The sequence below is a fragment of the Reyranella sp. genome (assembly GCF_965249915.1).
Classification (GTDB): domain Bacteria; phylum Pseudomonadota; class Alphaproteobacteria; order Reyranellales; family Reyranellaceae; genus Reyranella.
Genome location: NZ_OZ252257.1, coordinates 2,458,197 through 2,476,711, shown reverse-complemented (window position 1 = coordinate 2,476,711; position 18,515 = coordinate 2,458,197). Strand labels below are relative to the sequence as shown.

Genomic DNA, 18,515 nt, shown 5'->3' with positions numbered 1-18,515 from the left:
CGAGGAGGAAGCCATGGCCGTCTACAAGGCCCCGATCAAGGACATCCAGTTCGTTCTGAACGAAGTCATCGACGTGTCGAAGCTCGCCAAGCTGCCGGGCTACGAGGACGCGACGCCGGACACGATCCACGCCATCGTCGAGGAAGCCGCCAAGCTCTGCGAGAACGTACTGTTCCCGCTGAACCGGACCGGCGACGAGGAAGGCTGTCACTACGAGAACGGCGTCGTGCGCACGCCCAAGGGCTTCAAGGAAGCCTACAAGCAGTTCGCCGAGGGCGGCTGGACCGGCATCACCTGCGATCCCGAGTTCGGCGGGCAGGGGCTGCCGGCGACGGTGGGCTTCGCGTTGCAGGAGATGTTCACCGCCGCGAACCAGGCCTTCGCGATGTATCCGGGCCTCAGCCACGGCGCCTACGAGGCGCTGTCGCGCCACGGTTCCGACGAGCTGAAGAAGCGCTACCTGCCGAAGCTGGCCGACGGCACCTGGTCGGGCACCATGTGCCTTACCGAGCCCCATTGCGGCACCGACCTCGGCATGCTGCGCACCAAGGCCGAGCCGCAGGCCGACGGCAGCTACAGCATCACCGGCACCAAGATCTTCATCTCCGCCGGCGAGCACGATCTCACCGAGAACATCGTCCATCTCGTGCTGGCGCGCCTGCCGGATGCACCGGGCGGCACCAAGGGCATCTCGCTGTTCATCGTGCCGAAGTTCCTGCCGAAGGCGGACGGCTCGGTCGGCGAGCGCAACGGCATCCGCTGCGGCGCCCTCGAGCACAAGATGGGCATCAAGGCCAACGCCACCTGCGTGATGAACCTCGACGGCGCCACCGGCTGGCTGGTCGGCGAGGCCAACAAGGGCATGACGGCGATGTTCGTCATGATGAACGCCGCGCGCCTCGGCGTCGGCATGCAGGGTCTCGGCATTGCCGAGACGGCCTACCAGAGCGCCGTCGCCTATGCGCGCGACCGCCTGCAGGGCCGCTCGCTCACGGGACCGAAGAACGCCAGCGGCCCGGCCGATCCGATCATCGTGCACCCCGACGTGCGCCGCATGCTGATGATCCAGAAGTCCTTCACCGAGGGGGCGCGCGCGCTCTCGCTGTGGGTCGGCATGCTGATCGACGAGGCGCATTCGCATCCCGACGCCGCGACGCGCGAGGCGGCCGACGATCTCATCCAGATGCTGACGCCGATCATCAAGGCCTACTTCACCGACATGGGCAGCGAGTGCGCCAACCTCGCGGTGCAGACCTGGGGCGGTCACGGCTTCATCCGCGAGAACGGCGTGGAGCAGCTCGTCCGCGACGCCCGCATCACCCAGCTCTACGAAGGCACCAACGGCATCCAGGCGCTCGACCTGGTCGGCCGCAAGCTGCCGATGAAGGGCGGCCGCGCCGCGCAGCGTCTGCTCGGCGAGATCGGAGGCTTCATCGCGAAGCACAAGGCCGACGAGACGATGAAGGAGTTCGTCGAGCCGCTCGAGAAGGCGATGGGCCGGGTGCAGGACTCGGCGCTCTTCCTGATGCAGAACGCGATGAAGAACCCTGACGAGGCCGGCGGCGCCGCCACCGACCTGCTGCGCCTCATGGCGCTGACGGCGATGGCCTATATGTGGAACCGCATTGTCGTCGCCGCGCACAAGGGACTGGCGGCCGGCAACGACAACGGCTTCTACGAGGCCAAGATCGCGACCGCGCGCTTCTTCATGGCCCGCGTCCTGCCGCAGACCGTGTCGCTCAACCATCAGATCAAGGCCGGCGCCTCGACCCTGATGGCGCTGCCGGCCGACGCCTTCTGAAGTCGATCCTCGCCTACGGGGCAGCGGCGTTCCTCGAGATCGCCGGCTGCTTCGCCTTCTGGGCGTGGCTGCGGCTCGGCGCCTCGGCCTGGTGGCTGGCGCCGGGCCTCGTGGCCCTGGGCCTGTTCGCCTGGCTGCTCACCTTCGTTGAGTCGGACGCGGCGGGCCGGGCCTATGCCGCCTATGGCGGCGTCTACATCGCCGCGACGCTCGTCTGGCTGTGGGCCGTCGAGGGCACGCGGCCCGATCGCTGGGACATAACCGGCGCGCTCGTCTGCCTGATCGGCGCCGGCATCATTCTTTTCGCACCGCATCGCGCGACGGGCTAACCTTCAGGCGTTGTCCAATAAACGCCTGAGGAAATCGCTCCATGTCCGCACCGCACGTTCTCGCCGAAGTCAAAGATGGCATCGGCTGGATGACGCTCAACCGTCCCGAATCACTGAACGCGCTGTCGATGGAGATGCGCGACCTTCTGATCGAGCACAGCGCGAAGTTCGAGAAGGACCCGGCGGTGCGCTGCGTGGTGATCCGCGGCGCCGGCACGCATTTCATGGCGGGTGGCGACATCCGCGGCTTCCACAAGTCGCTGACCGAGGACAAGGAGGCCCATCTCGCGGGCTTCGAGATGCGGGTCGTCAAGGCCCACCAGGCGATCTACCAGATCCGCCGCATGAACAAGCCGGTCCTGGCCTCGGTGCAGGGCGCCGCTGCCGGCTTCGGCCTGTCGCTGATCCTGAACTGCGACCTGGCCATCGCCTCCGACGATTCGTTCTTCACCCTGGCCTATCGCCATATCGGCCTCAGCGCCGATGGCGGCGCGACCTACTTCCTGCCGAGGGTCGTGGGCGAGCGGAAGGCGCTGGAGATTGCCCTGCTGGGCGAGCGCTTCTCGGCCCAGGAGGCCAAGGACAACAATATCCTCAACTGGGTCGTGCCGAAGGACCAATTGGTTGCCGAGACGGAGAAGATGGCGCGCAAGCTGGCCGACGGTCCCACCTATGCTCTGGGCGTTGCCAAGAAGCTGATCCGCAACTCGTTCGACAACAGCTGGGACGAGCACTCGCACCGAGAGGCCGAGGGCCTGGCCGCCTGCGCCGCGACCGAAGACCATTTCGAGGGCCTGAGCGCCTTCCTCGAAAAGCGGAAGGCCAAGTTCAAGGGGCGGTGAGGTGAGGTTTCTCAGGCTGGCGTTTGTCGCGATGGTCGGGCTGATCCCAACCGCGGCGGAACTGCAAGCCAGCTATCCGTGGATTCCACCGTCACGCCAAGGCGTATGCTTCATAGTTGACTCACTGACGCCCTCTTCAATGGGTCGCGGCAGTGCTGCGGACCTCGAGAAGTTCGCGAATTTTGTTGTCGCGGTTGAAGCCAACGTTGTCATCGAAGCGCACGCCGATCTGGCAGAAGCCGACCCTTTGGCCGCGTCTCGCGCGCGTGGGGAGACGATCAAATCTGTGTTCGTCCGATTGGGACTTCCCGATGGCAATATCATTATCAAGGCATTGGGTGGAACACGGCCCATCGTGCCGCACCGGCCAGGAATAGTTGAACCTCAAAATCTTTGCGCGCAAATCATCGTTGGGAAATGGCGCCGCCGCGCTCAGGGCCAGCCGTACGCCTCACAAGCATCCAATTGGTATGAGAGAGAGTGCGATCCAGTCCGACCTGGACCGGATAGTGCGGAGTGCGAAAATGCCCGCCCGGCCTACGGCGGTAGGTAAGGCGCCCTATAGGCCAAGAACATTTCCGCGGTAGCGCCGCCACTTTGGGCGCTGCCGCGTTGAGTTATCCAATAGTTCTCGAAGCGCCTCAGCGGCCCTTCCAGTTGGGCTTGCGCTTCTCAGCGAAGGCCTTCGGGCCCTCGACCGTGTCCTCGCTGTGCGCCATGGCGACGAAGGCGGGGTAGGTCTGGTTGCGCATGCCGATCTCGAGCGACGGCTGGTCGAGCGAACGCATCACGACCTGCTTGGTGGCGCGGATCGACATCGGCGAGCATTCGAGGATCTGGGCGGCCCACTTCCTGGCCGAGGCCATCAGCTCGGCGTGCGGCACCACTTCGGTGACGAAGCCCATCTCGTAGCCTTCCTTGGCCGGCACGTGGCGGCCGGTCAGCATCATGCCCATGGCCTTCTTGAGCGGTATCATGCGGCTGAGGCGCTGCATGCCGCCGGCGCCGGCGGCCAGGCCGACGCGCGGCTCGGGCAGGGCGAACTTGGCCTGGTCGGAGGCGATAATGATGTCGCAGGCCAGCGCGATCTCGAACCCGCCGCCCATGGCGATGCCGTTCACCGCGGCGATCACCGGCTTGTCGAGGTCGAAGCGGTTGGCGAGGCCGCCGAAGCCCTTGGCCGGGTGGACCGGGCGCTTGCCGGTCTTGGCCTGGATCTCGGCGTGGTACTTGAGGTCGTTGCCGGCGCAGAAGGCCTTGTCGCCGGCGCCGGTGATGATGGCGACCCAGAGGTCCGGATTGGTCTGGAACTCGTCGAACGCCTCGACCATCTCCTGGTTCGCCATGGGATGGCAGGCGTTATAGACCTCGGGGCGGTTGATCGTGACGATCATCAGATGGCCGTCGGTCTCGACTTTGCTGTACTGGCCCATGGCGACTACTCCCTATTTCGTGAACGCCGATTTACCGTCCAAAGTGCCGCGGTGAAAAGCCGGACGATGCTGCCTATCTGCATCGTGAAATGGCATTCTCAGTGTTCAGACCCGCAGTCGGCGCCTTGCTGGGGGCGCTCGTCGCGCTGCCGAGCGGATTCACTTGGGCGGCGACCTTAAACCAGAATCTTCAGATGCGCCTGGACGGACCACAACCCATTGTAGTGGCGGATCGCGCGACCGCGTCGCCGGACAGTGCCGCCGAAATCGTCGGCAGGATGTTGGCTCCCGGCGCCTCCAATCCGGACGTACCTTTGCCGCATCCTGGTCTTTCCGAAGAGTTCTCCGTCAGGACCGACGTCGAAGGACCGCTGACGGGCCTCACCCCGTTCGGCCGTGGAGAGACGGGCGGCGGCGTTCTGGGCTTCCGGTTGCCCCTTCCGGCGCCACGCGGCCCAACGGACCGCACCACTACATCTAGTCCTTGAGATCTGCGGCCGGGACACCGCCCGGAGGGCCTTTCGAGGCCTCCATAATCGGCACTGTTGCGTCCGTGTCACAGGTTCCAAGCGAGTCGGCGCGGGCCGGGCGGTTCGGTTGCACCGCACCAGTGGTGGTGTGTATATTGAGGAAGTTGGCGAAACCACAGCCGCCGACGGTCAAGAAACAGTTTCAGTCTGCAAGTATCAGAACGAGGGGAAGAACTCATGAAGAAGGCTCTTCTGGCGGCCGCCGCCATTGTCGCGCTGCCGGTGGCAGCGCAGGCGCAGGCCCCGCAGCCGGGTCTGTACATTGGTGCCGAAGGCGGCATCAACTGGCTGACGAACTTCACGGCCAACACGAACATCCCGGCGTGGCCGACGGTGAGCGTGACCCCGCAGCTGGGCTGGATGGCCGGTGGCGTGATCGGCTACGACTTCGTTGGTCCGCGCGTTGAGTTGGAAGGCATCTATCGCTGGAACCCGACGAACGTCGGCGTCCCGGGCACGGCCGTGAACAACCAGGTCGGCCAGCTGGGCATCATGGCGAACCTGCTGTACGACTTCATGCCGGGTTCGGTCATCACCCCGTACATCGGCGCTGGCGCCGGTCTGGGTCTGGTCGACGGCAACTCGTCGCTCTCGAGCACGGTGTTCGCCTATCAGGGCATCATCGGTCTCGGCTGGAACGCCGACACGAACTTCCGCGTGAACCTGGACGGCCGCTACTACGGCACGTCGAACCCGACCGTGAACGGCGTGGGTTGGACGAACAACAACTTCAGCATCATGCTGGGCCTGCAGTACAAGTTCGTCTCGGCTCCGGCTGCTCCCCCGCCGCCGCCGCCGGTCGTTGCTCCGCCGTCGTTCATGGTGTTCTTCGACTGGGATCGCTCGAACCTGTCGGCTCAGGCTCTGACCACGATCAAGCAGGCTGCCGGCGCCTACAAGGCGAAGGGTAACGCCCGCATCACGGCGACCGGCCACACCGACACGTCGGGCGCGCCGGCCTACAACATGGCGCTGTCGCTGCGTCGTGCGAACGCCGTCAAGGACGCTCTGGTTCGCGAAGGCGTGCCGGCGACCGCGATCGCGGTGGTTGGCCGTGGCGAGCAGGGCCTGCTGGTCCAGACCGGCCCGAACGTCCGCGAGCCGCAGAACCGCCGCGTCGAAATCGTCATCCAGTAAGACGATCCGAAGCATTGACTTCAGGAACGGCCGGGGGCAACCCCGGCCGTTTCTATTTTCGGCTATGTGCTTTTCGGGTTGGCGGCAGGGGAGCCGGCCTCTATATCCGGGCACAGGAGAGTGAATTCATGTCTCAAGTGTTGATGCCCAAGGCGACCGCCGTCTGGCTGGTCGAAAATACGACCCTGACCTTTGACCAGATCTCGGCCTTCACCGGCCTGCATCCGCTCGAGATCCAGGCGATCGCCGACGGCGAAGTCGCGGGCGGCATGACGGGATATGACCCGACGACCAATGGTCAGCTCACCAAGGAAGAGATCAAGCGAGTCGAGGCCGACAGCAACGCGCGGTTGAAACTCAGCCCGCGCGATGTGCCGATGCCGCAGGCCCGCTCCAAGGGACCGCGCTACACGCCGGTGGCCAAGCGCCAGGATCGTCCCGACGCCATCGCCTGGCTGCTGAAGACCCATCCCGAACTCCAGGACAGCCAGGTCGCCAAGCTCGTCGGCTCGACCAAGAGCACGGTCCAGTCGGTCAAGGATCGCTCGCACTGGAACATGCAGAACGTGCGCCAGCGCGATCCGGTGACGCTCGGCCTGTGCTCGCTGAAGGACCTGAATGACGCGGTCGACCGCGCGCGCCGCAAGGCCGCCCGCGAGGACGCGGCCCGCAAGAAGGAAACGGCTCAGGCCGGCGTGGTCGAGGACGTCGTCGAGGAGGCCGACCTCGATCCGGCCGAGGCCGACCAGCCCGACGTCGCCGAGCGTTAGACCTAGACGGTCATCATCACCTTGCCGACATGGTCGGCGCGCTCCAGTTCGGCATGCGCGCCGGCGGCGTCCCGCAACGGGAACGTCTTGTAGATGATCGGCTTGATCTTGCCGCCTTCGAGCAGCGGCCAGACCTTCTCCTTCAGACCGCGCGCCATGCGGCCCTTGCTCTCGATGCTCTGAGGACGCAGCGTCGAGCCGGTGAGGGTGAGGCGATTGACCATCAGGAAGCCGGCGCTGATCGTGGCGGTCGCGCCGCCCTGGACGGCGATCACGACGCAACGTCCGTCGAGCTTGAGCAGCGACAGGTTCTTCGGCAGGTAGTCGCCGGCCACCATGTCGAGCACGACATCGACGCCGCCCGACAGCTTCTTCACCTCGGCCGCCCAGTCATTGTCCTTGTAGAGGATGGCATGATCGGCGCCGAGCGCCTTGACCGCCTCCGCCTTCTCCTGCGTCCGCACCGTGGTGAGCACCGTCGCGCCGAACGCCTTGGCGAGCTGGATCGCCGTCGTGCCGATGCCGCTCGCGCCGCCATGGATCAACGCGGTTTCGCCGGCCTTGAGCTGGCCGCGCTCGAACAGGTTGTGCCAGACGGTGAAATAGTTCTCCGGCAGCGCCGCGGCGTGCAGCAGGTCGAAGCCCTTGGGCGGGGGGAGGCACTGCGGCGCCGGCACGATGCAGTATTCGGCATAGGCGCCGCCCGGCGTCAGCGCACAGACCGCGTCGCCGATGGCCCAGCCGCTGACCCCTTCGCCCAACTCGGCGACGGTGCCGGAAGCCTCGAGGCCCGGCAGGTCCGAAGCGCCCGGCGGCGGCGCGTAGTTGCCCTGGCGTTGCGAGATATCAGGCCGGTTGACCGCGGTGGCGGCGACCTTGATCAGGATTTCGCCGGCCTTGGGCCGGGGCACCGGCCGGGTCGCCGGCACCAGCACTTCCGGGCCGCCATACTTGGTGATTTCGATGCAGGTCATCGTGGCGGGCAGGGCACTCATGGTCGGCCTTTCGAAGCGGGTGGAGCGGTGCTAGTCCTGCCTTAGCCGCTTCCGTGGAGACGCGCCATGGCCTTCGATCTCGACGATCTCGACCCCAGACAGAAGAAGACACAACCGAAGAATCTCGACGTCATGAACGTCGAGGACCTGAAGGAGTACGTGGTCGCGCTCAAGGCCGAGCTCGAGCGGGTCGAAGCGAAGATCAAGGCCAAGCAGAGCCACGCCGCGGTGGCGGCCTCGCTGTTCAAGAGATAGCGGCGGCAAGACCGCCCGCTGAGAGGGAGACGACGTGGTCGAAGCCAAGTTCCTGAGGCCCGATACGCTGGCGCTGCATGCCGGCCAGCATCCCGATCCGGTGACCGGCGCGCGCGCCGTGCCGATCTACCAGACGACGTCGTTCGTGTTCCGCGACGTCGACCATGCGGCGAGCCTCTTCAACCTCGAAGTGGGCGGCCACATCTACAGCCGCATCTCCAATCCGACCGTATCGGTGTTCGAGGAGCGGGTGGCGGCGTTGGAGGAAGGCTCGGGCGCGCTGGCGGTGTCGAGCGGGCAGGCGGCGCTGCACATCGCCATCGCGACGCTGATGGGGGCGGGCAGCCACATCGTCGCCTCGACCTCGCTCTACGGCGGCACGCGCAACATGCTGGCGCTGACGATGCCGCGCTTCGGCATCGAGACGACCTTCGTGCATCCGCGCGACCATGACGGCTTCCGCAAGGCCATCCGTCCCAATACGCGCCTGGTGCTCGGCGAGACGATCGGCAATCCGGGCGGCGAGGTGCTCGACATCCCGGCCATTGCCGCGATCGCCCACGAGGCCAGGATCCCGCTGATGATCGACAATACCTTCGCCTCGCCGGTCCTGTGCAAGCCGCTGACCCTGGGCGCGGACATCGTCTTCCATTCGGCCACGAAGTTCATCGGCGGCCATGGCGTGGCGATCGGCGGCGTGATCGTCGAGTCCGGCCGCTTCGACTGGGAAGCCTCGGGCAAGTTCCCGACGCTCACCGAACCCTATGCCGGCTATCACGGCATCGACTTCGCCGAGGAGTTCGGCCCGCATGCCTTCGTGATGCGGGCCCGCAGCGAGGGCGTGCGCGACTTCGGCTGCTGCCTGTCGCCGCAGAACGCCTTCTATCTGATCCAGGGTCTCGAGACGCTGCCGCTCCGGGTCGCGCGTCACGGCGAGAATGCCCGCAAGGTCATGGCGTTCCTGAAGGCCAACCCGGCGGTCGAGCGCATCGCTTCGCCCGACATGCCCGATCATCCCGACCATGCGCTGGCGCAGCGCATGCTGCCCAAGGGGACGGGGTCGATCTTCAGCTTCGACATCAAGGGCGGGCGCGAGGCCGGCCGGCGCTTCATCGAGCGGCTGAAGCTGTTCTCGCATCTGGCCAACGTGGGCGATGCAAAGTCTCTTGTGATCCACCCTGCCTCGACCACGCACGCCCAGCTCGATGCCGCGGCGCTGGCGCAGGCGGGCATCGGCGAGGGCATGATCCGGCTCTCGGTCGGCCTCGAGGATCCCGAGGACCTGGTCGACGATCTCGGACAGGCGCTGCGCGCCTCGCAGAAGGGCTGACCATGAAGCTCACCGTCGATGGCCGGACCGTCTTCGCGACGACCGGCGGCACCGAATTCGATGCGGCCAGGCCCGCGATCGTGTTCCTCCATGGCGCGGGCTTCGACCGCACGGCTTGGCGCCTGCAGACGCGCTGGTTCGCCCATCACGGCCGCAGCGTGCTGGCCGTGGATTTCCCGGCGCATGGCTGGTCGGACGGGCCGGCGCTCGACAGCATCCCCGCGATGGCCGACTGGACGGCGCGCGTGATCGACGCCGCGGGGTTGAAGCAGGCGGCGCTGGTCGGCCATTCGATGGGTGCGCTGGTCGCTCTCGATTGCGCGGCGCGCCACGGCGACAAGGTGCGGGCGCTCGGCCTGTGCGGTGTCGCCTCGGAGATGCCGGTCCATCCCGAGATGCTCGAATCGGCCAAGGCCAATACGCAGAAGGTTCAGGAGCTCATGACCTTCTGGGGCATGGGCACGGCGCTGCACAAAGGCGGCATGGTCTCGCCCGGCCTGTGGCTGCGCCGTGAATCGCTGGCCGTGCTGGCGGGCAACGAACCGGGCGTGATCCATAGCGATCTGGCGGCGTGCAATGCCTACAAGGACGCGCCCGCGCGGGCGGCGGCGGTGACGTGCCCGACCGTGTTCGTCCTGGGCGACGGCGATCTCATGACGCCTGCCGCCAAGGCCAGGTCGCTGGTCGCCGCCATCGCAGGGTCGACGGCCGTGACCATTCCCGACTGCGGGCACTTCATGATGGTGGAGCGTCCCGACGAAACGCTGGAGGCGTTGAAGTCCCGTGTCTGATCGCGTTGCTCTCGTCACCGGCTCGACCTCCGGGATCGGCGCCGCCATTGCGCGCCGTCTGGCGCACGACGGCTACACCGTAGCGCTTCATTCGCGCAGCTCCGCCGAGGTCGGAAAGGCGATGGCCGCCGAGCTGCCACGGGCGAGCTATCACCAGGCCGATCTCGGTGACGAGACGGCGGCGCGCGGGCTCGTCGCGTCGGTCCTGGAGGCGCATGGGCGGCTCGACGTGCTGGTCAACAATGCCGGCCTGTCGATCCGCATTCCGCACACGGACCTCAAGGCCGCGACGCCGGCGCTGTGGCGGCAGATGCTCGACGTCAACCTGATCGCGCCCTTCGTCCTGGTCGCGGAGGCGGAAGCCGCGCTCCGCGCATCGGCCGGGGGCGGCCGTGCGGCCAGCATCGTGAACATCGGCACGCATGCCGGCTCGCGCCCCAAGGGCTCGTCGATCCCGTATGCGGCGTCGAAGGCGGCGCTGCATCACGTCACCAAGCTGCTGGCGCTGTCGCTGGGGCCGGACATCCGCGTCAATGCCGTGGCGCCGGGCCTCGTCGAAACGCCGATGACGGCCAGCTGGCCCGATATGCTGGAGACCTGGAAGGCGAAGTCGCCGATGAAGCGCCCTGCGAAACCGGAGGACATCGCCGATCTCGTGGCCGCGCTGTGCGCCAACGATTACGTTACCGGAGAGATCGTCATCGCCGATGGTGGGTTGAACCTCACCTAGCCAGACACGGAGGAAACAACAATGAACGTCCAGACGCTGCCGCCGGGCTACAAGACCGCCCCATGGACGCCGCCCGAAACCATCACCGGCGCCATGCTGGCCGAAGCCAGCAACAAGCTGATCGAACTGCTGCGCATCCGCACCCAGCCGATCGGCATGCGCCTGTTCGAAGACCCGGCCGAGATGGACAAGATCAAGGGCGTGCGCAAGCCGACCGAGGGCTTCAAGTTCACCATGTGCCAGATGGTGACCCAGTCGCGCTGGTACGGCTTCACGCTCGGCATCACCGTCGACAATACGCGCGGCGGCAATTGCGGCGGCGTCGTCGGCCTCAACCATCCGGGCGAGGGCTTCCTCTCGGGCGACCACATGAACGGCGTCTGGTTCGGCAACAAGGAAGCCTCGGCCGCCCATCAGGCGCAGATGCCCCGGGTGCCGGACGGCAAGTACAACGGCCTCGTCGTGGCGCCGCTGCGCTCGGCGCGCCTCGACCCGCCCGACATCTGCCTGTTCTACGGCACGCCCGGCCAGATGATCTATTTCATCAACGGCCTGCAGTATCACCGCTACCGCCGCTACGACTTCACGGTGACGGGCGAGAGCGCCTGCGCCGATTCCTGGGGGCGGGCGCTCGCCACGCGCCAGACCTCGCTGTCGCTGCCGTGCTTCGCCGAGCGCCGCTATGGCGGCGTCGCCGACGACGAGCTGCTGATGGCCTGCCCGCCGGACGAGCTGCTGCGGGCGGTCGAGGGCATGGGCCATCTCGGCAAGAACGGCCTGCGCTATCCGTTCCCGCCCTATGGCGCGGTGATGGATCCGGCGCTGGGCATGGCCAAGAGCTACAGCTGAGATGCTCTACGTCGTGGCCTGGCCGGTGCTCGGCGAGGCCGACGATACGGCGCTGCGCCGCCTGCGGGCGCAGTACCATCCGGGTGAGGCCGCGCTGATCGGCCCGCACTTCACGCTCGTGTTCGGTGCTGCGGCCGAACGCGAGGAAGGGCTGCGCACGACGCTGCAGGGCGTCACCCAACGGCCCTTCTGGTTCCTGATCGAGCGCATCGTGCGCTCCGACCTCTATCTCTATGCCGAGCCGTCCGACGGCGCCGCCGAACTGGCGGCGCTGCATGAGGCGCTGAATCCCGTGCCGGGTCGCGAGCCGTTCGAGCCGCACGTCACCCTGGGGCGGTTTCGCAGCCCCGCCGAGGCCGAGCAGGTGGCGCGCATCGTGGGCCGCCAGAACCTGCCGATGACCGGCCGGATCGAGGAGCTGGCGCTGTTGCGGCGCAGCGGCGACACGCTCGAGACATTGGCCAGCGTGCGCCTCGGCGCATGAAGGCGCTGCGCCGTCTCGCGATCGTCCTGGCGGCGGGGCTCGCGCTGCTGTTCATCTTCGGCCGGCCGATCGTCTGGGCCGAGGCCCTGCTGGTCATGTGGGACGTGGCGGCCGGCGGCACGCCGACCCTGTGGCAGAAGCTGACCGCGGCGCCCGAAGAACAGGCGATGCGCTGGGAGACGGGCGAGTGGGACCTCTACCTGCCGGCCAGCCAGGCCCGGGCCGCGATGCTGCTGGTCCCCGGGGCGGCCGTGCTGGGGCGCGACGAGCCGCGGCTGCAGGCCCTCGCGCGGACGCTCGCCCGGGCGGGCTTCGCCGTGCTGGTGCCGGAACTGCCCGAGGTGCGCCAGCTCGTACTCTCTCGCGCCGATGGCGACCGGGTGGCCAACGCGCTGCGGCAGCTGAACAAGCGTCTGCCCGATCTGCCGCTCGGCGTGGCCGCGATCTCCTATGCCGCCGCGCCCGCCATCATCGCGGCGATCAAGGACGATCTCGCCCCGCGGGTCGCCTTCGTGGTCGCCATCGGCGGCTATCGCGATGCCTACGCGGCCATCCGCTTCGTGACCACGGGCGCCTTCCGGCCGCGAGGCGACGGTCGCGAGTTCCGGGTCGAGCCGAACGCCTATGGCCGCTGGGCGATCCTGCGCGCCAATGCCGGCCGCCTCGACGACCCCCGAGACGCGCGCCTCCTCGAAGAGATCGCGCTGCAGCGCTTCCATGACCGCAATGCCGACATCTCCCGCGAGGTCTCGATGCTGGGCCCGCAGGGCCGCGCGGTGCTGGCGCTGGTCGACAATCGCGATCCCGATGCCGTCAACCGCCTGATCGAGGAACTCCCCGAGAGCGTGCGGCGCGAGATCGATGGCCTGAACCTCGCCTTCTACGATCTGTCGAAGCTGCACGGTCGTCTGATCCTGGTGCATGGCCGCACCGACCCGATGGTGCCCTACAGCGAGAGCCAGGACCTTGCCGTGGCAGCGTCGAAGGCGCGTGTATCGCTGTTCCTGATCGATGATATCGGCCACGTCGAGTTCACGGCGGTCAACGTCGGCAATGCCTGGAAGATGTGGCAGGCGATCGTCGCGCTCCTGGAGGAGCGGCGTTAACTTGGCCGACGTTGAGCACAATTAGTAAATCCGTCGTCTCGACCGGAGCGCCGCAGGCGCGAAGCGGAGAGACCTTTTTTCTACCACAAGCCGGCTATTCGTAGAGAGAAGGTCTCTCCGCTACGCCTCGCTGCGCGAGGCTTCAGTCGAGACGACGGATTGGGTTTTTTACGTGAGGTTGCGATCCGATCAGCGCCAGAGCGGCGGCAGCGGCGGCAGGCGGACGTTGCCGGGGCGCGTCGCCACGCCGAACTTCGCCAGGGCCTCGCGGATCTCGCGGGGCATCGCCAGGTTCGGGGACGCCGTGACGCCGGCCAGTTTGAACACCCGGTCGATCAGGCGCTGAAAGCGGTCGGTCTCGTCGGGATAGCGGCGGATTTCGACCTTGCGGCCCTCGTCGATGCCGGCCTTTGCCTTGGCGATGTTGAGGGCAAGCTGCAGGCCGCCCAGCTCGTCGACGAGACCGGCGCGCTTGGCATCGATGCCGCTGAACACGCGCCCGCGGGCCGCCGCGTCGATGCGGTTGGCATCGAGGTTGCGCGACTCGGCCACCTGGGCGGTGAAGGCGGCATAGATCACGTCGAGCTCGCGGTTGATGGCGGCACGCTGGGCCGGCGTCGGCGGCTGGAAGGTCGAATGCATGCCGGCATTGCGGCCGACCGACAGGCGCTCGACGTTGACGCCGAGAGAGGTCAGCAGTTCCTGGGCCATCGGCCAGATGCTGAACACGCCGATCGAGGCGGTAATGGTCGTCGGCTGGGCGACGATGACGTCGCCGCGCACCGCGGCCAGGTAGCCGCCGGAGGCGGCTATGTCGCCCATCGACACGATCACCGGCTTGCCGGCGGCGCGGGCGCGGCCGACCGCGTCGGCAATCGCGTCGGCGGCGGGATAGGTGCCGCCGGGCGAGTCGATGCGCAGCACGATGGCGCGCACCTCCTTCGCCTGCGACGCGTTCTCCAGCGCCTCGACGACGTCCTCGGCATTGGCCATCGCTTCGTCGTCGAGCGGACTGCCGCTGCCGCCGCCGGATGCGATCGCGCCGCTGGCCCGCACCAGGGCGATGACTTCGCCGTTCGTCTTGGGACGCGCCCCGTCGCCGGCATATTCGTCGAGGGTCACGAGATCGCGCTTGCCGTTGGCGCGCTGGTAGACGTCCTCGAGCGCATCGGCGCGATAGCCGATCTTGTCCACGAGACCCTCGCGGCGGGCCTGCTCGGACTCGTGCGGCGCGGTGTCGATCAGGCGGCGAAGCTGGGCGGCCTCCATCTTGCGGTCGCGGGCCACGTCGGCGACGAACTGGTCGAACAGGCTGTCGATGAGCCGCTGCAGGTTCTCCCGCGCGGGGCGGCTGTAGCCCGTCTCCGTGAACGAGTCGGGCGCGCTCTTGTACTCGTAGCGCTTGCCGCCCTCGACCTTGACCCCGAGCTTGTCGAGGCCGCCCTTGAGGAACGGCGTCTCGACGGCGATGCCGGTGACACCGAAGCCGCCGCTCGGCTGCAGCCAGATCTGCTCCAGTGCGGCCGCGAGATAATAGTCGGCGACATGGCTGCCGCCGCTGCCGAGCGATTCGGCGAAACCCACCGTGAACTTGCCCTTGCCGCGGAAATGGGCGATCGCCTGACGCAGCTCCTGGACGCGGGCCATCCCGCCATCCTCGTCGCCGATCTCGACGTAGAGGCCGACGACGCGCGGATCGTCGGCCGCCTGCCACAGAAGCTGAACGGTTTCGACGATGTCGCGCGAGCCGCCGAACAGGCCGCCGCTCAACAAACCCGTCGAGGTCGTCTCCGGCGGCAGGGAGCGCAGGTCCAGCGATAGGACCATCTGCTGCGGCAGCGGCTTGGGCGAGAAGGGCCCCGAGGCGAAGAAGGCCACGCCGGCCACGACCCCGAGGAGAACGAGGGTGCCGATGGTCGCAAGAAAGCCGACGATGAAACGCCGCATGCGAAAGTTTCCTACTTGTGACTGTGTGTGCTGGCTAGGACTGGACGAGATTCGGCCGGAACGCCTTCACGGCGTCAAGCATGGCCACGGCTTTTGTATCGAGGCCGTTGTCGCGGACCAGGATGGCGGTGGGCATGCCCCGGATCGGGCGCAGGCTGTCGTCGAGGTTGAGAAGCGACAGCCGCAGGTCGGCTGCGAGAAAGGCCTGGGGGTCGACACCGATCTGAAGCTGGGGGCGCAGGGCGAGACGACGCAGCCGGACCCACTGGATGTCGTTCCAAGCGAGGCGGGCGTTGCGGCCAAATCCCAGGGTGATGCCGTCATGGTCGATGACGATCTGCGGTGTGCGATCGAGATAGCGGCTGATGCCGGCATAGACATAGTAGGCCATCGCCAGCGCGAGGACCGAGAACAGCACGAACCGCGGATCGTTCAGGGAAAGCGTCGGCGCGTTGGCCGAGTTGCCCGAGGCGAAATGGGCGATTGCCGTGCCGATCATCAACAGCGAGACGATGGCCATGCCCGCGTTGTGAAGCGTGCCGTAGCGCGCTTCCAGGGCTTGCCGGGCGGCCACCGCGGAGCGCTAGCCGGCCTGCGCGCGGTGGCGCAGCAGATGGTCCGCCAGGACACAGGCCATCATCGCCTCGGCGACCGGCGTGCCGCGGATGCCGACACAGGGATCGTGGCGGCCCTTGGTGCGCAGTTCGATCTCGCGGCCATTGCGGTCGACGCTGCGGACCGGAGTCAGGATCGAACTGGTCGGTTTGACCGCAAGCCGGCAGACGATGTCCTGGCCGGTCGAGATGCCGCCCAGGATGCCGCCGGCGTGATTGCTGAGGAACGCCGGGTTGCCGTCGCGCATGCGCATCTCGTCGGCATTCTCCTCGCCGCTCATCGCGGCCGAGGCGAAGCCGTCGCCGATCTCCACGCCCTTCACGGCATTGATGCTCATCATCGCCTTGGCGAGGTCGGCGTCGAGCTTGTCGTAGACCGGGTCGCCGAGACCGACGGGCACGCCCGAGGCCACGACCTCGATGACCGCGCCGCACGAACTGCCGCGCTTGCGCACGTCGTCGAGGTAGCCCTCCCAGTTCTGCGCCGCCTGACGGTCGGGGCACCAGAAGGGATTGTCGCCGGTGGCGTCCCAGTCCCAGTTGGCGCGGTCGATCTTCTGCGTGCCGATCTGGACCACGGCGCCGCGAATGGTGACGCCATCGCCCAGGATTTTGCGCGCGATCGCGCCGGCCGCGACGCGCACCGCGGTCTCGCGCGCCGATTGGCGGCCGCCGCCGCGATAGTCGCGCACGCCATACTTCATTTGATAGGTGTAGTCGGCGTGGCTGGGCCGGAACTGGTCCTTGATCTCACCGTAGTCGCGGCTGCGCTGGTCGACATTGTCGATGTGCAATCCGATCGGCGTGCCGGTCGTGACACCCTCGAACACGCCGGACAGGATTTTCACCGTGTCCGGCTCCTGGCGCTGGGTGACGAAGCGCGACTGGCCCGGGCGGCGCTTGTCCATCCACACCTGGATATCGGCCTCGCTGAGGGCGATGCGCGACGGCGTGCCGTCGACCACGCAGCCGATCGCAGGCCCGTGGCTTTCGCCCCAGCTGGTGAACCGGAAGAGGGTACCGAAACTGCTGCCGGCCATGGCCTGCCGGCCTCCTGCGCTACTCGCCTTCGAAGTTGCCGAGCAATTCGGCGATCTGCTTCGCGGACGAGGTGTTGATCATGCCGACGACATGGTAGCCGGCATCGACGTGCATCACTTCACCGGTCACGCCGGTGCCGAGATCGGACAGGAGATAGAGGCCGGCATTGCCGACTTCCTCGGTCGTGACGTTGCGCTTGAGCGGGGAGTTGAGCTCGTTCCACTTCAGGATGTAGCGGCCGTCGTTGATGCCGGCGAAGGCCAGCGTCTTGATCGGGCCGGCCGAGATCGCGTTGACGCGGATCTTCTGCTCGCCGAGATCGGCCGCCAGGTAGCGCACGCTCGCCTCGAGGGCGGCCTTGGCCACGCCCATGACGTTGTAGTGCGGGATGACCCGCTCGGCGCCGTAGTAGGTGAGGGTGAGCAGGCTGCCGCCGTCCTTCATCAGCGGCACGGCGCGCTGCGATACGGCGGTGAAGGAGTAGACGCTCACGTTCATCGTGAGGGTGAAGTTGTCCGACGTGGTGTCGAGGTAGCGGCCGCGCAGCTCGTCCTTGTTGGAAAAGGCGATGGCGTGGACCACGAAGTCCAGCTTGCCCCATTCCTTCTCCAGCTTGGCGAAGACGGCGTCGATGCTGGCGGGGTTGGTCACGTCGCACGGCTCGATGATCTTGGCGCCGATCGAGTTGGCCAGCGGCCGCACACGCTTCTCCAGGGCTTCGCCCTGGAAAGTGAAGGCCACCTCGGCCCCCTGGTCGTGGCAGGCCTTGGCAATCCCCCAAGCGATCGAGCGTTCGTTGGCGACGCCCATTACGAGGCCTTTTTTACCGGCCATCAGTTGTGCAGCTACGGTCATGCCTCGTTCTAGCTGGGGAACGCTATTGGGACAAGATGCCGGTGGTGGAACGCGTCGGCCCCCCTCATATTGTGGTCATGATCAGGGAAACGACCGATCCGCTTGAGCTTTTCGCCGCCTGGTATGGCGAAGCGGCCACTTCCGAGCCCAACGACCCCTCCGCCATGGCCCTGGCCACGGTCGGTCCGGACGGCACGCCCGCCGTGCGCATGGTCCTTTTGAAGGACTATGACGCTGACGGCTTCGTGTTTTACACAAACTATGAAAGTCGCAAGGGCAACCATCTTCTGGCCCATCCGAAGGCGGCGCTGCTTTTCCACTGGAAGTCGCTGCGGCGCCAGATTCGCCTCGAGGGGCCGGTCACCCGGACGACCGCCGTCGAGGCCGATGCCTATTTCGCGAGCCGGGCGCGGGGAAGCCAGATCGGCGCCTGGGCCTCGGAACAGTCGCGGCCGCTGGAGAGCCGGTTCGCGCTGGAGAAGCGAGTGGCGGAGTATGGCGCCCGCCACGTGATCGGCACGGTGCCCCGGCCGCCCCACTGGTCGGGATTCCGCCTGCAGCCGAACCTGATCGAATTCTGGCAGGACGGCGCCTTCCGGCTGCACGACCGGCTGGAATATCGCCGTGGCTCTGCGGCGGAGCCGTGGACGACGCGGACGCTTTATCCCTGAGGGGA

General features: G+C 67.1%; 20 protein-coding genes. 14 read left to right on the top strand and 6 right to left on the bottom strand.

Annotated elements, in window-relative coordinates; translation table 11 throughout:
* Positions 1 to 13: 13 nt before the first annotated feature.
* From ACP15H_RS12255 to ACP15H_RS12240, 4 genes are read left to right on the top strand one after another with little or no spacing between them, the layout of a single operon-like run.
* The gene (locus tag ACP15H_RS12255; protein WP_425066457.1) at positions 14 to 1,801 is read left to right on the top strand and encodes an acyl-CoA dehydrogenase C-terminal domain-containing protein; all 1,788 of its coding nucleotides are present in this window, start codon (positions 14 to 16) and stop codon (positions 1,799 to 1,801) included.
* On the top strand, positions 1,798 to 2,130 hold the full coding sequence (locus ACP15H_RS12250) for a YnfA family protein (RefSeq protein ID WP_425069892.1): 333 nt from the start codon (positions 1,798 to 1,800) through the stop codon (positions 2,128 to 2,130). The genes ACP15H_RS12255 and ACP15H_RS12250 overlap by 4 nt, the downstream gene beginning before the upstream one ends.
* A gap of 41 nt (positions 2,131 to 2,171) precedes the next feature.
* The gene (locus ACP15H_RS12245; RefSeq protein WP_289298448.1) at positions 2,172 to 2,972 is read left to right on the top strand and encodes an enoyl-CoA hydratase/isomerase family protein; all 801 of its coding nucleotides are present in this window, start codon (positions 2,172 to 2,174) and stop codon (positions 2,970 to 2,972) included.
* A 31-nt stretch (positions 2,973 to 3,003) separates the two neighbouring features.
* Positions 3,004 to 3,525: an OmpA family protein gene (locus ACP15H_RS12240; RefSeq protein WP_425069891.1), complete on the top strand. Its 522-nt coding sequence runs from the start codon at positions 3,004 to 3,006 to the stop codon at positions 3,523 to 3,525.
* An 88-nt stretch (positions 3,526 to 3,613) separates the two neighbouring features.
* Here the strand turns inward: ACP15H_RS12240 and ACP15H_RS12235 are convergent, their stop codons facing one another.
* Positions 3,614 to 4,405, bottom strand: a complete 792-nt coding sequence (locus ACP15H_RS12235; protein ID WP_425066456.1) for an enoyl-CoA hydratase-related protein — start codon at positions 4,403 to 4,405, stop codon at positions 3,614 to 3,616.
* Between the two features lie 707 nt (positions 4,406 to 5,112).
* Here ACP15H_RS12235 and ACP15H_RS12230 point away from each other — a divergent pair.
* A complete protein-coding gene (locus tag ACP15H_RS12230) occupies positions 5,113 to 6,072 on the top strand; it encodes an OmpA family protein (RefSeq protein WP_425066455.1) in 960 nt (319 codons plus the stop codon).
* 128 nt (positions 6,073 to 6,200) lie between these two features.
* Complete coding sequence (locus tag ACP15H_RS12225) at positions 6,201 to 6,842, top strand: DUF1013 domain-containing protein (RefSeq protein WP_425066454.1); 642 nt, start codon at positions 6,201 to 6,203, stop codon at positions 6,840 to 6,842.
* Between the two features lie 2 nt (positions 6,843 to 6,844).
* Here the strand turns inward: ACP15H_RS12225 and ACP15H_RS12220 are convergent, their stop codons facing one another.
* Entirely contained in the window at positions 6,845 to 7,837 is a 993-nt protein-coding gene (locus ACP15H_RS12220) for an NAD(P)H-quinone oxidoreductase (RefSeq protein ID WP_425066453.1), read from the bottom strand.
* A gap of 66 nt (positions 7,838 to 7,903) precedes the next feature.
* Between ACP15H_RS12220 and ACP15H_RS12215 the strand changes: the two genes are divergently transcribed.
* The 7 genes from ACP15H_RS12215 (at position 7,904) to ACP15H_RS12185 (ending at position 13,382) form a co-directional block, all read left to right on the top strand.
* Positions 7,904 to 8,092, top strand: coding sequence for a DUF1192 domain-containing protein (locus ACP15H_RS12215; protein WP_425066452.1), 189 nt, complete (start codon positions 7,904 to 7,906; stop codon positions 8,090 to 8,092).
* Positions 8,093 to 8,126: 34 nt separating this feature from the next.
* A complete protein-coding gene (locus ACP15H_RS12210; protein ID WP_425066451.1) occupies positions 8,127 to 9,422 on the top strand; it encodes an O-acetylhomoserine aminocarboxypropyltransferase in 1,296 nt (431 codons plus the stop codon).
* A gap of 2 nt (positions 9,423 to 9,424) precedes the next feature.
* The gene (locus ACP15H_RS12205; protein ID WP_425066450.1) at positions 9,425 to 10,213 is read left to right on the top strand and encodes an alpha/beta fold hydrolase; all 789 of its coding nucleotides are present in this window, start codon (positions 9,425 to 9,427) and stop codon (positions 10,211 to 10,213) included.
* Positions 10,206 to 10,943, top strand: coding sequence for an SDR family NAD(P)-dependent oxidoreductase (locus ACP15H_RS12200; protein WP_425066449.1), 738 nt, complete (start codon positions 10,206 to 10,208; stop codon positions 10,941 to 10,943). Before ACP15H_RS12205 ends, ACP15H_RS12200 begins: the two co-directional genes overlap by 8 nt.
* A gap of 93 nt (positions 10,944 to 11,036) precedes the next feature.
* Complete coding sequence (locus ACP15H_RS12195; protein ID WP_298307523.1) at positions 11,037 to 11,792, top strand: DUF169 domain-containing protein; 756 nt, start codon at positions 11,037 to 11,039, stop codon at positions 11,790 to 11,792.
* Position 11,793: 1 nt separating this feature from the next.
* Positions 11,794 to 12,276: a 2'-5' RNA ligase family protein gene (locus tag ACP15H_RS12190; protein WP_425066448.1), complete on the top strand. Its 483-nt coding sequence runs from the start codon at positions 11,794 to 11,796 to the stop codon at positions 12,274 to 12,276.
* Entirely contained in the window at positions 12,273 to 13,382 is a 1,110-nt protein-coding gene (locus ACP15H_RS12185; protein ID WP_425066447.1) for an alpha/beta hydrolase family protein, read from the top strand. The genes ACP15H_RS12190 and ACP15H_RS12185 overlap by 4 nt, the downstream gene beginning before the upstream one ends.
* Before the next feature lie 189 nt (positions 13,383 to 13,571).
* Here the strand turns inward: ACP15H_RS12185 and sppA are convergent, their stop codons facing one another.
* From sppA to fabI, 4 genes are read right to left on the bottom strand one after another with little or no spacing between them, the layout of a single operon-like run.
* Positions 13,572 to 15,329 (bottom strand): signal peptide peptidase SppA, encoded by a 1,758-nt coding sequence (gene sppA, locus ACP15H_RS12180; protein WP_425066446.1) that lies wholly within the window; start codon positions 15,327 to 15,329, stop codon positions 13,572 to 13,574.
* A 34-nt stretch (positions 15,330 to 15,363) separates the two neighbouring features.
* The gene (locus ACP15H_RS12175; protein ID WP_425066445.1) at positions 15,364 to 15,903 is read right to left on the bottom strand and encodes a hypothetical protein; all 540 of its coding nucleotides are present in this window, start codon (positions 15,901 to 15,903) and stop codon (positions 15,364 to 15,366) included.
* Positions 15,904 to 15,912: 9 nt separating this feature from the next.
* Positions 15,913 to 16,983, bottom strand: coding sequence for a chorismate synthase (gene aroC / locus ACP15H_RS12170; protein WP_425066444.1), 1,071 nt, complete (start codon positions 16,981 to 16,983; stop codon positions 15,913 to 15,915).
* Between the two features lie 19 nt (positions 16,984 to 17,002).
* Positions 17,003 to 17,839, bottom strand: coding sequence for an enoyl-ACP reductase FabI (gene fabI / locus ACP15H_RS12165; RefSeq protein ID WP_425066443.1), 837 nt, complete (start codon positions 17,837 to 17,839; stop codon positions 17,003 to 17,005).
* A 77-nt stretch (positions 17,840 to 17,916) separates the two neighbouring features.
* On the opposite strand from fabI, the gene pdxH reads away from it, so the two are divergent.
* A complete protein-coding gene (gene pdxH / locus ACP15H_RS12160; protein WP_425066442.1) occupies positions 17,917 to 18,510 on the top strand; it encodes a pyridoxamine 5'-phosphate oxidase in 594 nt (197 codons plus the stop codon).
* The last annotated feature ends 5 nt before the right edge of the window (positions 18,511 to 18,515 follow it).